Below are 13,481 nucleotides of genomic sequence, written 5' to 3' on the forward strand. Positions count from 1 at the left end.
AAGGTAATTTGGTTTTTATCTGTTCTAGTATAAGCTTTGTCTATTCGATAATAGTTATTAATGCTTATTTGATGCTTATTTAATAGTACTAAATGTGGTTATGCGCCACTTTGAATGTTTGACGTCCACGAAAGCCTGCCTATCATGCTTGATCCATGCCAAAGAATTTTTTCTTACAATACAGGACGTGACCCTGAAAGACTGAGAATGAAGTATGCCAATATGCGGCATAACGCCTTCGTTTTTTTACGTGGCAGTTGTCATCTCTTTTATGATCGCCTGGCAGAAGACAAGGCCGTGCCGCGCACGCCGCTGGTATGGTGTTGCGGTGATTTGCACCTGGAAAATTTCGGCACCTATAAGGGCGATAACCGGCTCAGCTATTTTGATATCACCGACTTTGATGAATCAGCCCTGGCACCGCTTGCATGGGATTTGCTGCGGTTTGTGACCAGCGTGCAGGTGGGTGCGCAAAGCCTGGGATTGAAATTATCCCAGGCAAAAGCGCTGGCCAGGAGCTTCTTGGTGGCATACAAAAAAACGATGTGTACGGGCAAAGGCTATTGGGTAGAAAGGGATAATGCGGATGGTCTGGTCGGTCAACTGCTGGAAAAACTGCGCAATAGACAAAGGACAGCATTTCTTGATCAGCGTACTGTATTGAAAGGAAACCGCAGGCGTTTGCGTATTGATGGCAAGAAGGCCTTGTCAGTCACACCTGAACAACGGGAAAGAATAAGCGCTTTCTTTGATGACTATGCAAGGCAACAGAGCAATCCTGAATTCTTCAAACTGGAAGACATGGCCCGGCGCATAGCCGGCACCGGCAGCCTGGGCGTGGATCGCTACATCATTCTTGTACAGGGCAAGGGCGGGCCAAATGGCCATTATTTGCTGGATTTGAAAGAGGCCCTGCCTTCATCATTGGTGCCGCATTTGAAAACGAAACAGCCTAAATGGAAATCAGAAGCAGAGCGTGTGGTTACTTTGCAGCGACGCTTGCAAGCCGTGTCGCTGGCTTTTCTGCAGCCTGTCAAGGTAGAGAAAAAAGCGTATATCCTGCGTGCATTGCAACCAACCGAAGACCGTGTTGCGCTTGATCATTCGGTCAGCTCATTGGATGAACTGGACAATGTCATGCAATGGATGGGCTGTATCGTCGCCTCTGCGCATATCCGCGGTTCTGGCCGGCAGGGGTCGGCAATCAATGATGAATTGATCGCATTTGCAGAAAAAAATAAATGGATCGATGTTATGTTGAGCCAGGCGGCACTTTGCAGCAAACAGGTCAACAAGGACTGGAAGGCATATAGCAAGGCATTTGATCTCGGATACTTCAGGTCTGCGGTGTAGCCTGGAAAGCGTCTGAAAAAGTCCCCGCGAAAACCCCAATTGCCGTTGCGGCAGAAAAATCTCTCTAGCGTTTCTCATCAAAGCCTCTCATCCGACAGCATGGGTTAACGGCTGTTCTGCGATATCGCCTCCATATTTCTCAAAAGCAATTTCTATACTTTATGTTACAAGCCGGCTTCTATAGCCAGCAAATCTGCTACTCTGCATCCGTCCAAAAATCCATTTAGTTGTCGCAAAGCAGGTTTGAGGAACAGTTTTCAGGCTATTTTCTGTTAATTTTCTGCAAATTGATGACAAATTGACGACAAAATTACTGTTGCATACTGCTGCCATTTTGGGATACATTCAGTTACATTGATATACGTTAAGATGCAAATGGTGCAGCTGTGAATATTTTGAATTGGCGAGAGGTATGGCATGCCTACCAGTCTCATGAAGAACCTGCAGTAAAACAGACTCAACAATCAGCATCATTGCTGGATAGTTTGCGTTGGGCCGTGCATCTGCGCCTGACAGACGGCAATAGCCATTTCAAGAGCAAATGTCTGTTTCTGTTGCGTAGCGGTTTGCGACCGCGCACCAGCCTGGCCTGGTACGCTTATCTGCATCAGACATATCTGCGCAAGGCCATACGCAAGGACATTGCATTGCTGGATGCGATACACCGCCCTTTCTTTGATCGCAACATCGGTCCGGGCTCACGCTTGGCGCTGATGCAGAACCATTTTCATTTATCCGGTATTTTATTTGGCAAAAATGTGGCGCAAGACCTGCTCGCAGGTAAGGCCTTTGATATTGCCAGCCTGCAGGGCAAGAATCAGGAACAATATCGCCTGAGCCTGTTCCGCTGCAGTTCGTTCAAGCGTGAAGGTGGATTGACGCTGGGCCTGTTTCAGGGAGCGCATTTGCTGCAATGCCTGAGTTTTTCTTTCGATCATCAACAGCAGCAACGGTCAATACGTGTAGGTGGCGTGCAGTCCTGCAAGCAGGATGCGCGTGAATTGATACGTGTCTGTACCAAGAGCCTGCACGGCATACAGCCGCGTTTGTTGCTGATAGAAGCCTTGCGTTGCATCGCGCAGGAATTGAATTGCGTGACGATAGAATGCATCGCCAAAAAGAATCATATTTATCAATCCTGGCGCTACCGGTTCAGTAAATGCATACGCGCCGAATATGATACCTTGTGGCAGAGTGCCGGTGCTGTACCGCACAGTAACGGCAACTATCTGCTGCCACTCAGCGTAGAAGAAAAACCCTGGTCGGCCCGGCCCAGCAATAAACGCAGCGAATATCGTGCGCGTGATGTGTTGACAACGGACATGCGCAAGGACATTGCGCAAAGCCTGGCCGCAGCCTGATTTCATATTGCGTATTGCCTGCGGCGCTTGCAGCATGCAGGGCTTTTCGCCTGATTCGCGCCTGAAAAAATGGAAATACATGCAGGAACTAACGCATGCTGTTGTGTGTAAGCTGCGTCATTCAAGACATGGAGCCATTCTGGGCTTTTAGAACCTGTTTACGATCTTACTGCGCGGGCGTGATCGGGGCTCATGCGCTGCTCAAAATGCTCATGGTCTTAAGTACATTCCGCTTTTTGCGCTGCTCTTCACTCCCGCTGACGCTCGCTCGCTACAGATCGTAAACACGTTCTTAGTCAAAACTTACCGAAAAATCATCTTTTCTTTCCGTTTCTCCCTTGTTCTGCCTTATTCTCTATTAATATCATGTAAACTTAAGCGCAAGGCAAGATGCGTGGCCTGATATCCGGCATCTCAGCCGCCCAGCTGTCGCCATATCAATAGCGCTGCACTACATACGGAGAACGAGCTTGATGAGTGCTCAGCAATATCCGCCGTTGGCAGTAAACTCTATGGTACAGGCCAGCCTGCTGTACTTTGTGCTGGCCGTGGCGGGCATGTTGTTGTCACGTAATGCGGAGAATGTTGCCATTCTCTGGTATGCCAATGCGGTCGCCGTTGCCTATCTGTGTGACCAGCCTCTCAGGCGCAATGGTCCCCTGCTATTGTTCTTCGCCGCTGCCAATTTCAGTGCCAATATGTTGCTGGGGGATGGTTTGCTGCTGTCGGGATTGTTTACGCTCTCGAACGGAATTGAAGTCCTGCTGGTCAGCTATACCCTGCGCAGTGCCGATCTGGTGAAAGATTTTGACAAAGCGGGCAGCAAACTGACCAAGCTGATCTTGCTGGGATTTTTCTTGCCTTGCGCCTGTAGCGCGACCATTGGTGCGGCGCTGGCTACATGGGCAGGAATGGGAAACTTCAACCATATTTTCCCCACCTGGTATGTCGGGGCCACGCTGGGCCTGGCTCTGATCTTTCCCATGATGCGCATGGCGATGCGTCATACGGCGGCGGCCTGGTCGGCCAATATTCAATGGTGGAGGGTTGTCCGTTACGCCCTGCCTACCATTGCCATGGTGTTTGTGGCACTGACATTCTTACCGTTTCCTTTCGTGTATGTGCTGGTTGCGCTGACTTTCGGCATACAAAAACTCAGCTACGAAGAATCGCAGTTGCTGATCGTACTGGCGGTTACCAGTTTGGGGCTGATGATTTCACTGGGGCACTTCGTGTCACCCGACATTGAGTCCAACTGGCAGCTTTTTTTGGTGTATTTGCCGGTGCTGATTACCGCCATTCCACCCATGATATTGTCTGCCAGCCTGAATGAGGGGCGTATCAAGGAAGCTGAACGCCTGCAATTTGCGGTCGAATTATCAAACAGTCAGGCGGCCCTGCAAACCGTGATTGATCACATGCAAGCCATGATTGGCTATTGGGACGTCGATTTGAAAAACCGTTTTGCCAACGGCGCCTATAAAAAATGGTTTGGCTTTGATGCGCATGCCATGCAGGGCATGCACATACGTGAATTAATAGGGGAAGACGGTTTTCAGCAAAGCTGGTTTCATATCCAGGCAGCGCTGTTAGGTGAGGCGCAATTATTTGAGCGCACCATCGTCGATACGGAAGGTGAAAAAAAACATGCGTTGATTTCGTATATCCCGCATGCGCTGGATGGTGTGGTGCATGGCTTTTATAGCTTTGTGACAGATATTACGCAATTGCGGCAGGCACAAATGCAAGAAATACTGGCGCGCGCCAAGCTTACCAGCATGTTTGAAGCTGCCAGTGAATTTGCCATTATCGCCACCGATACTGTGGGCAATATCCAGATTTTTAGCAAAGGTGCCGAACGCCTGCTGGGTTACCGGGCCGATGAAGTCATCAACCAGCAACCCAGCATTGAGATACATCTGCGTGAAGAAGTGCGACTGCGTGGCCAGGTACTGAGCGCCGAAATGGCCTATCAGGTATCTGGCTTCGAAGTGTTTGTTGCCAAGGCACGCATGGGCCAGTCTGAAGTCCAGCAATGGACGTATGTCACCAAGCAGAGGCAGCACATACCTGTCAGCCTGGTTGTCAGTGCCATACGCAATGACAAGAACGAGATAGAAGGTTTTCTTGGCATTGCTTCCGACATCAGCCGCCAGAAGCAACTGGAAGCTTCGCTGATTGCCGCCAAAGAGCAGGCCGAAATGGCCAGCCGTGCCAAATCTGAGTTTCTGGCAAACATGAGCCATGAAATCCGTACGCCCATGAATGCCGTATTGGGCATGAGCTATTTGCTCAACAAGACAGAGCTGTCTACGGTACAAAGAAATTACCTGAACATGATACGTTCTTCGGGACAGTCCTTGCTTAGCATACTGAATGATATTCTGGACATTTCAAAGATCGAGGCGGGTCGCATCGAGTTGTCACCGACACGGTTTTTCCTGAAAGACGTGCTGAGTGCTTTGGCCAATATGATGTCGGTGAATGTCGGTGAAAAAAACCTGGAGCTATCGCTGGGTATCGATGCCGGTGTACCAGGCGAGATGATAGGCGACGCCTTGCGCCTGCAACAGATATTGATCAACATCATAGGCAATGCCATCAAATTTACCGAAAGCGGTGAAGTGTCGCTGCTGGTGCAAAAGCAGGGACAGGTGGAAATAACAGATAACGTAGATAGCGCAGCACTGTTGATACAGTTTATCGTGCGCGATACCGGCATAGGGATGTCGGCTGAACAGATAGGCAGATTGTTTACCGCCTTTGAACAGGCTGATGCATCCACCTCGCGCCGCTTTGGTGGCACAGGACTGGGGCTGGCTATTTCCCGCCGGTTTGTTGAATTGATGGATGGTTCCATCGAAGTCAACAGTATCGAAGGGCAGGGGACCGAATTCCGCGTCAGCATACCCATGCTGCCAGTTGTCAGTGATGCGGATGTTCCTGTAGGTATGCAGCGCATGTCGGGTACTGTACCAGCCCAGGGAAACTTGCAACACATCCGGAAAATACTGGTGGTCGACGACAATATTACCAGTCGGACCTACATTGCCAAGACCATACAGGCCTGGGGCTGGCAGGCAGATGTGGCGGCATCCGGTGCCGAAGCCATACAAAAAGTCGAGACACTGGTGAATACTGATGCCGCCTATAACGCTATCCTGATTGACTGGCATATGCCCGTACAGGATGGCCTGGAAACCGTGCAAGTGCTCGATAAGCTGCTGGCAGAAACCCAAATGCCAAAAGTGCCGCTGATATTGATGAGCAGTGCCTATGACCGCAGTGCACTGGTACTGGAAAACACCCGGCGCAAGCCGGATGCCATCTTGCTGAAGCCGGTGACGGGGTCCAGCCTGTACGATATCTTGCAAGAAACCTCCGGACATGCCAATGGGGCAGGGGGATTCAGGCAGGTGCCGGTCGCTGGCCAGGGCAGCTTTGCCGGTGCCCGCATCCTGCTGGTGGAAGACAATAAATTCAACCAGATTGTTGCTGCCGAAATTCTGGAGCAGGCAGGTATCAGCATAGAGATAGCCAACAACGGTAGCGAAGCGGTTGAACTGCTGAAAACCTCGGCTGATCGTTTCGACCTGGTGTTGATGGATGTGCAAATGCCTATCATGGATGGCTGGACAGCGACTGAAGTGTTGCGCAAGGAATACGCCCTGCAACTCCCCATACTGGCGATGACCGCAGGCGTCATGCAGGCTGAACGCGAACGCTGTCTCGGTGTTGGTATGAATGACCTGATTTTCAAGCCCATCGATGTTGAACAAATGATGGCTGCGCTGGCGCGTCATTTACCGCGGGCTGCAGTCAACGTCGATCAGGCATTGCCTGTGCCGCAGCAGAGTGGTGCGCCTGCCGGTACAGAGCCGGGTATTTTTGACCCGGTCAAATTACTGTCCCTGGCCAAGGGCAACCCGGCCATCATCAAGACCCTGCTGGCTGCCATTGAAAACATGACGGGCGTGGCGCAAGTCGAATTTGGCAAGGCAGATCATTGCTGGCGTGAAGGCAATGCCGTGCAGGCCGCCCGCATTTTGCATACCTTGCGCGGCAGCATAGGTACACTGGGGGCCAATGAATTTGCGCAAAGCGCACTCAGCCTAGAAAATGCCATCAACAGCAATCAGCAAGACCTGGTTGAAACTTTGTTTATCGTGGCAAAAACCCGGCTGGATCAGGTTGTTGTCAGAGTGAGCGACTGGCTGAAGACGCAACGTCAGGATGAAAAAGTTGAGCTGCCTGTTGCAGCAAAAACACAACCAGACCGCTTGAAGCTGGCCGAACTCAAAAGCCTGCTGACAACCCAGAATATGCGGGCCAGCGAATTACACCAGATCATGCGCACAGACCTGTCTGTCTGGCTGACGGAAGACGGACGCCAAAAGCTGGATGACGCCATGATACAACTGGATTTTCAGGCAGCGCTGCATATCTTGCAACAGCAGGAACTGTAATTTCATTGCTCTATGAACATTTTTTTATGTATGATGCATTTGCTGTTATGCTTGGAAAATACGATTAAAACCACGCTCAGCCATGGTCTGATATTTTAAGCTTATGCCGACACCCAAATACCTGGAAGCACTTCAGGGCAATCTCTCTATGCTGACAAGGCGTCCGCGCGTCCTGATTGTTGATGATCAGGCAATCAATATACAAGCCCTGTATCAGATTTTCTCTGAAGACCATGACGTATTCATGGCCACCAGTGGCCAGAAGGCACTGGAATTTTGTCGCCAGACCCCACCCGACCTGATTTTGATGGACATCATGATGCCGGAAATGGATGGACTGGAAGTCTGTCGACATCTGAAAGGTGATGAACATACTGCCGATATACCCGTACTGTTTGTGACGGCGCAAAGCGATCCCGATGAAGAATCACGTGCATTGATGGCAGGTGGCATGGATTTCATCAGCAAGCCGGTGAATCCGGATGTGGTGCGGGCCCGCGTCAAAACCCATATCACCCTGAAATTGCAGCGCGACTTGTTGCGAAAACTGGTCTACACCGATGCCTTGACCGGCCTTGCCAATCGCCGCAGTTTTGATGATTCTTTTGACCGCGAATGGCGACATTGTCAGCGTTACGGCAAGTCATTGTCCATTCTGATGCTGGATATTGATTACTTTAAAAAGTACAACGACCGTTATGGGCATCAGGAAGGGGACCAGTGCCTGGCCGCTGTGGCTGCCAGCCTGCAGGCGAATTTTGGCAGGCCGCATGATGTGGTCGCCCGTTTTGGCGGCGAGGAATTCATATGCCTGATGCCAGAATGTGAATTGACCGGTGCCGTCAGCAAGGCAGAAAACCTGCGTCATACCGTGATGGCCATGGCGATTCCACATGTGGATTCGAAAGTGGCACAAGTGGTGACGCTCAGTATGGGTGTGGCATCCGTGGTACCGAATGACAGGCAAAGCAAGTCGGCCCTGATTGCCGCCGCCGACGCCAAACTCTATGAAGCCAAGCACACTGGCCGCAATTGCGTGGCATTCTGAACTATTACCCATTGGTTGATATGCAGCCTGCTTGATATGGTCAGCGTGCTGCACCTGCTGGTGTTACCAATACTGTGATGGGTGGCTGGCTGTTTTGCAATGCTTCTTCCAGGCGTTTTCCCTCACGATAAGAAAGATCGGATGATTTGCCATTGATCAGGCGACTGATAGTGGCCTGATTGACTCCAGCAATAGCAGCGACTTCTGCCTGACTCTTTCCATCTGCCAGCAGTGCCAGTGCAAGATTTTTCGATGAATTCATGTTGATACAATTATATTCCAATATGAATTAAAACAACACCATTTCGTTTTCTTTGCTTGCATTTTCTATGCATTAATGCATAATCCGGGCATGGACGCTAAAACAAACATCAAATACTTACTGGAGCGGTCGGGCATGAACCCGACCTCGTTGGCAACTGCGCTGGAAAAATTCTTTCCGGAAGATAAATGGGTGCCACAGGCAACCATTTTCAGGATAGTCGAGGGGATCACCAAAGATCCGCGCACCTCTTCGCTGGCACCTATCGCTGAATACTTCGGCGTCAATATCTCTGACTTGCGCACCAAAGACTTGCGCGTCATGGAAGAGAGCACGCCCCGGATACAGGATGAGAACGGCATTGCCTGCATCAACTATTACTCAGCCAAAGGCTCTTGCGGTGGTGGTGCTCATAACGAAGATGCCGAACCCAAGGGCCAGCTCATCAAGGAAGCCAGCTTCTTCAAGAAATACAATGTCAAGCCAGAAAACCTGGCCGCCATTTATGCCGATGGCAGCTCCATGGCCGATTTCATCGTCGATGGCGACATGGTCATCATCGACAAGACCAAGACCGAGCCACAGAGCGGCAAGATCTTTGCCATTCAGCATCCGGATGGCTTGCGCATCAAACAGTTGCGCCGCGAGATAGATGGCACCTGGGTGTTGGAAAGCCGCAATCCCGATAAACGCAATTATCCGGATGAACGCATCACGCCAGAGAACGTTGGTTTGCTTAAAATACTGGGGCGTTTTGTCTATCGACAGGGTGGTTAGGGCAGCATATCAGCAGTTAATACGAAATTGTATTAATTGCTGACGATGTCTATGCTCAAGACATGGATTGTTATTAATGGCTTTTGCCACTGGATTCAACAACAATCTCTGCCCCACATCTATCCAGCTGATTGGAAAAACCATCTGCCTGCCCTATAAGTTTTTCCAGTCCTTTACCTGTCTCGAAATTCAGTGGAAGACTAAAACGGATCTCCTGCAGATATTTGCCACCTGCACAACTCAACATAATGCTTCTTGCTACTTTGTCGCCATAGTTTTTCTTTACATCAGCAAAAAAATCGGCAGCAGAAAAAGATTTACCTACTCGTGACAGAATAAATTTGCCAACTGCTGAATTGTTGACTTCCTCCACGGCGGCAACCGCAGTCCTGAAATAGGTGTCTGCATCACGGGCCTGACAGACACCATGTTTTTGCCATTCATATTCACCAAATTTGCTCTCATACATAAAATTGGGCATCCAAGGCGATATGCTTGAGACTGTTTCTTTGGATAAGGCCAGCGGCGATGAAGGGCAATTGCCATAGTTGGTGCCACATTCTTTCTTGTTAGGCCACAAACCATGCAGCGTCAGATTGGTAACGACCAGTTCACCGTTATGGATGGCATCACATTCCGGCTTTTTCCCCTTATACGGAAAGTGTTCACAAAACCCCGGTTGCCAGGTAACGGCCAGCACATAACTGTCTTCCAAGTTTGGGGTAGAACAAACATCACCTGTACTTGCAACTTTATTTTGTGGTGACGCTGGCTTGTTGTTTGCCGCATCCAATTGAAACGTGCCACAATCCCGCGCCACCCAGCGCAAATTGGGGCTGGCTTCAGGCACATCAACTCTTATCCATTCAAAATCACCTGCCTTGTTGATTTCGCGTATTTCATACGTTAGCCCCGGTTTTGTTTTTACTGAATCGGGATTAGTGCCCTTGGCAAACGATGCATACAGATCACAAGATCTGGCAGCAGTAAAGCTGCCAGCTGCGCGTTCGCTGGCATATGCGGCGAGTCCGGAAAAAGTAGCTACAAACAAAAGCAAAGCTTGTTTCAATAAGAGTTTTTTCACAGTGTTTTTCCGGTTTCAGATCATTGTTGATGTTGAAATGCAGCACGATGAAATACCAGGGTATTCACCGCCAGAAAGAGCCAAGAATGAATAAGCCGGAAGCAAGGCATGCCACAGACTGGTGAGCGACTGGAGCGGGTGAAGGGAATCGAACCCTCGTATGAAGCTTGGGAAGCTGCCGTTCTGCCATTAAACTACACCCGCGAGAGCCTTATTCTACGGGGGTTTTGGCAGGATTGGCAACCCCCGTTTTTCCCGCAATTATTACAACTTTTCCGCAATTATCGGGTTGGTACTACAATTTTACCTCTGCGCAGATTGTGTCTGCTGGTGGCTTTTACGTCGTCATGGCAGAGCAAATCAGCGGCCTTCTGTTCGCTTAACATATCGGACGTATCATCGGCGGCCTTTGCGCGCAGGTCATAAAACCAAAAATTGATAATGGAACTTTCGAGTGCTGGATTTTCAGTGATGGCCAGGCCTCTTGCTTCATGAAAATGATTTCTGAGAACCGCCTGAGTCAGTCGCTTTCCATGCGTATTAACGAGCAAAGCAGCACTGGCGATAGCGTATTCCTCTTCCATGTCTTTGTTTTGCCGGCGCGTGCCGTTGCCATTGGCAAGAAGCTGGTTTGGATGTCACCAATTTGCAGGCGCACTTGCGGTACGCGGCCATGCTTCGCTTCGGCAATGGTGCCAAAGCGGATCAGGTTTTGTAGGCGGCGGGAGAGGTCGGCAAGGGTGAATTCCATGCTGACTATTGTGACGTGAGCGGGCTAGCCAGTCACGCGGGAGGGAGTTGCTATTTGACTTATCAACTTATGAAATACCCTCGCGCGTGCGGGCAAGTTGATTACCTTACCTTTTGCAATTCGCTTGAAAGCCTTATGTATCAACGGTTTCCACGGTTTCTAAAAATTCCATCACCTCGGTTACCATTTTCCCGAGGGGTACCTTATTTTAGAAAGGATGTGCTTTCACGGGGATTTCCCTTAATGTTTGATGAAGGCAAATCTCTTTAATCTGAGCAATTTAATTGAAACCACCAGCTTCACGCACATGCACGGTGCCATCAATGATTACAAACTCAGTCAAACACTTCTTGCAACGAAAAGCATTAAGGTTAACGGTAGTTTTTTCCATATGCGTATAACCGAGAAAGTGTGATTTCCTGCTCCCACAATTTGGGCAGACTTTGAACTGAAAATTTGCCCAAAAGCTTACGGCAACCCACAAATATCCAGCCGATGCAATTACGATCGCAATCACACAAATCCAAATAAGTAGACTCATTTTGAATACCTAACTTACACAAGTTTGTACATTAGAAGGAATTATACGTGTGCTGCAGCTTTGACGATCCTTTGAGCATATCCATAAAGCTTGGGAAGCTGCCGTTCTGCCATTAAACTACACCCGCGATACCAACATTCTACGCGGGTTTCACGGGTGTTTGCAATCTACCAAAATGCCTGCTGCAGTGAAAACTGTGATGACTGCTCTCTTCTCCGGCGATCAAAGTTTCAAGCCGACTGACGTATGGTCAAACCTTGGAGTAATCTCCCGCTAGAGTCGAGGGGATTATTTTATTTTTTAGCGATAAGTACATTTCATCATTACGATGATTAATCAAGCAATGTAGGTTAGTGAAGCACTGCCCAAGCGCGCTGTTAGCTATTTTTTTCATTGTTACCGACATTGTTCAATTCTTTGGCCCAACCAGTGCAAATTTGCATTGCTGCGGATCGGTTGCATGAATAATCCAGCCACCACCTGGAACCTGCTGTGGCCCAAAGCTTACTATACCGCCCGCAGTGACTACTCTTTCCATGGCTGCTTCTATATCATCAACGCAGAAATAATAAAGCCACATAGGAGTTTGGCATTCTGGAGACATAGTCATTATGCCGCCTATGTCGCCGGAGCCCGCACTAAAAACGTGATAGGTTCCCATAGGCCCCATATCCATGCTGTTGGTGTTTGTCCAGCCAAATTGTTCAGAATAAAACCGCAGTCCGGCTTTGCCATCGCTAGTTTGCAATTCGTTCCAGCTACAGTGACCTGGAACGCCCTCTGCATAGGCAGTGCTCTTTCCCTCGCCGCTAGGAGTCATGATATAAAAGCCGGCTCCCTGTGGATCAGTCATTCGTGCAATGCGGCCTACATTGGGAATATCAGTTGCGGGCCATTGAACTAATCCTCCGGCAGCAGTAATTTGGGTGATCGCTGCATCAATATCTGGCACATTGATATAACCAAACCAGATTGGCTTCATTCCCAATGAGATGGCCTCCATCGGGATGGCCATGATGCCACCTATTCCCTCATCTTTTGCCATCAGAATGCGGTAGTTTATGTCGGCTTGGCCGGAGTCCGTTGTTTTCCATCCCACCACATGGCCATAAAATTTCTGCGCTGCGTCAACATCAGTTGTCATCAGCTCATACCAAATGAAATTACTTGTCATCATCATTCTCCTTAAGTTGTTGCGGCTTGAACAAAAACTCAAAATATCGACGCAAATGCTTGATACTGTCGAGAGCAATGTCTGGATCGTCCTTGGCTTTGGCGAGGACGAACGCCCCTTGCAACACGGCTTGCGTATGCAGCGCCAGACTCTTCGCTGTCAGCCGTTTATTTACCTGATTTTCTGCCAACGCTTCCGCAATGTCGCTTACCAGTGTTTCTGCATGATCAGCCATGCTGGCGTAGCAGGCATTTCGGATTGCCGGGTTTGTTTGAAAAATTTCCTGTGTCATCGTTCCTGCCAGGCAGGTAAACTCAGCGATCGTGCCTTGAATAATCTGAGCGCGAAAATCTATGTAGCCAAGCACTCTATCCCGTGCGTTTGCATGTCGGTGATAAGGTGCAGTTGAAAAAAGCGTATTTGCCCTCTCGGTCCAGTATTCAGCTGCTGCCACGGCCAACTCTTCTTTGCTTTTGAAATAATGGAAGAACGCACCCTTAGTGACACCAGCTGCGCTGCACATGTCATCTACGGTTGAGCTGGAATAGCCTTTTTCACGGATGACCTGCACAGCCGCGTCCAGCAACTTGGTACGTGCAGTACTTATCGTTTTTAGGGAAGAGTGAAGATTTGTCATTTGCAAACAATACCAACCAGTTGGTAT

At 49.4% G+C, this 13,481-nt stretch carries 11 protein-coding genes and 1 tRNA gene; 5 read left to right on the plus strand and 7 right to left on the minus strand.

The window, feature by feature from the left end; genetic code table 11:
* The first annotated feature begins 144 nt into the window (after positions 1-144).
* The 4 genes from ACO0K9_RS05940 to ACO0K9_RS05955 all read left to right on the plus strand — a co-directional run bounded on the left by ACO0K9_RS05940 (position 145) and on the right by ACO0K9_RS05955 (position 8,228).
* Positions 145-1,353, plus strand: coding sequence for a DUF2252 domain-containing protein (locus tag ACO0K9_RS05940; RefSeq protein ID WP_422982789.1), 1,209 nt, complete (start codon positions 145-147; stop codon positions 1,351-1,353).
* 386 nt (positions 1,354-1,739) lie between these two features.
* Positions 1,740-2,714, plus strand: coding sequence for a VirK/YbjX family protein (locus ACO0K9_RS05945; protein WP_422982791.1), 975 nt, complete (start codon positions 1,740-1,742; stop codon positions 2,712-2,714).
* Positions 2,715-3,187: 473 nt separating this feature from the next.
* A complete protein-coding gene (locus tag ACO0K9_RS05950) occupies positions 3,188-7,180 on the plus strand; it encodes a response regulator (RefSeq protein WP_422982793.1) in 3,993 nt (1,330 codons plus the stop codon).
* Positions 7,181-7,283: 103 nt separating this feature from the next.
* Positions 7,284-8,228 carry a diguanylate cyclase gene (locus ACO0K9_RS05955; protein ID WP_422982795.1) on the plus strand — a complete coding sequence of 315 codons (945 nt, stop codon included), beginning with the start codon at positions 7,284-7,286 and terminating at the stop codon, positions 8,226-8,228.
* Positions 8,229-8,268: 40 nt separating this feature from the next.
* On the opposite strand, the gene ACO0K9_RS05960 is transcribed toward ACO0K9_RS05955, so the two are convergent.
* A complete protein-coding gene (locus ACO0K9_RS05960; protein WP_422982797.1) occupies positions 8,269-8,490 on the minus strand; it encodes a helix-turn-helix domain-containing protein in 222 nt (73 codons plus the stop codon).
* Between the two features lie 90 nt (positions 8,491-8,580).
* Here ACO0K9_RS05960 and ACO0K9_RS05965 point away from each other — a divergent pair, with 90 nt between their 5' ends.
* The gene (locus ACO0K9_RS05965) at positions 8,581-9,267 is read left to right on the plus strand and encodes a S24 family peptidase (RefSeq protein ID WP_422982799.1); all 687 of its coding nucleotides are present in this window, start codon (positions 8,581-8,583) and stop codon (positions 9,265-9,267) included.
* 73 nt (positions 9,268-9,340) lie between these two features.
* Here the strand turns inward: ACO0K9_RS05965 and ACO0K9_RS05970 are convergent, their stop codons facing one another.
* From ACO0K9_RS05970 to ACO0K9_RS05995, 6 genes are all read right to left on the minus strand, one after another.
* Positions 9,341-10,351, minus strand: a complete 1,011-nt coding sequence (locus ACO0K9_RS05970) for a ribonuclease T2 family protein (RefSeq protein ID WP_422982801.1) — start codon at positions 10,349-10,351, stop codon at positions 9,341-9,343.
* A gap of 130 nt (positions 10,352-10,481) precedes the next feature.
* Positions 10,482-10,555, minus strand: a tRNA-Gly gene (locus ACO0K9_RS05975).
* A 77-nt stretch (positions 10,556-10,632) separates the two neighbouring features.
* Entirely contained in the window at positions 10,633-10,935 is a 303-nt protein-coding gene (locus ACO0K9_RS05980; RefSeq protein ID WP_422982803.1) for a hypothetical protein, read from the minus strand.
* The gene (locus tag ACO0K9_RS05985; protein ID WP_422982805.1) at positions 10,872-11,102 is read right to left on the minus strand and encodes a hypothetical protein; all 231 of its coding nucleotides are present in this window, start codon (positions 11,100-11,102) and stop codon (positions 10,872-10,874) included. The genes ACO0K9_RS05980 and ACO0K9_RS05985 overlap by 64 nt, the downstream gene beginning before the upstream one ends.
* Positions 11,103-12,052: 950 nt before the next feature.
* Positions 12,053-12,817: a VOC family protein gene (locus ACO0K9_RS05990; RefSeq protein ID WP_422982807.1), complete on the minus strand. Its 765-nt coding sequence runs from the start codon at positions 12,815-12,817 to the stop codon at positions 12,053-12,055.
* Positions 12,807-13,454: a TetR/AcrR family transcriptional regulator gene (locus ACO0K9_RS05995; protein WP_422982809.1), complete on the minus strand. Its 648-nt coding sequence runs from the start codon at positions 13,452-13,454 to the stop codon at positions 12,807-12,809. The genes ACO0K9_RS05990 and ACO0K9_RS05995 overlap by 11 nt, the downstream gene beginning before the upstream one ends.
* Positions 13,455-13,481 lie beyond the last annotated feature (27 nt).

It is taken from the genome of Undibacterium sp. Ji50W, assembly GCF_049340445.1.
Classification (GTDB): domain Bacteria; phylum Pseudomonadota; class Gammaproteobacteria; order Burkholderiales; family Burkholderiaceae_D; genus Undibacterium.

Excerpts from the sequence above, each read along its gene's own strand:
- ACO0K9_RS05990 (WP_422982807.1), bottom strand. The coding sequence starts at position 12,817 with ATGACAAGTAATTTCATTTGGTATGAGCTGATGACAACTGATGTTGAC.
- ACO0K9_RS05960 (WP_422982797.1), bottom strand. The coding sequence starts at position 8,490 with ATGAATTCATCGAAAAATCTTGCACTGGCACTGCTGGCAGATGGAAAG.
- ACO0K9_RS05980 (WP_422982803.1), bottom strand. The coding sequence starts at position 10,935 with ATGGAAGAGGAATACGCTATCGCCAGTGCTGCTTTGCTCGTTAATACG.
- ACO0K9_RS05940 (WP_422982789.1), top strand. The coding sequence starts at position 145 with ATGCTTGATCCATGCCAAAGAATTTTTTCTTACAATACAGGACGTGAC.
- ACO0K9_RS05985 (WP_422982805.1), bottom strand. The coding sequence starts at position 11,102 with ATGGAATTCACCCTTGCCGACCTCTCCCGCCGCCTACAAAACCTGATC.
- ACO0K9_RS05950 (WP_422982793.1), top strand. The coding sequence starts at position 3,188 with ATGAGTGCTCAGCAATATCCGCCGTTGGCAGTAAACTCTATGGTACAG.
- ACO0K9_RS05955 (WP_422982795.1), top strand. The coding sequence starts at position 7,284 with ATGCCGACACCCAAATACCTGGAAGCACTTCAGGGCAATCTCTCTATG.
- ACO0K9_RS05965 (WP_422982799.1), top strand. The coding sequence starts at position 8,581 with ATGGACGCTAAAACAAACATCAAATACTTACTGGAGCGGTCGGGCATG.
- ACO0K9_RS05995 (WP_422982809.1), bottom strand. The coding sequence starts at position 13,454 with ATGACAAATCTTCACTCTTCCCTAAAAACGATAAGTACTGCACGTACC.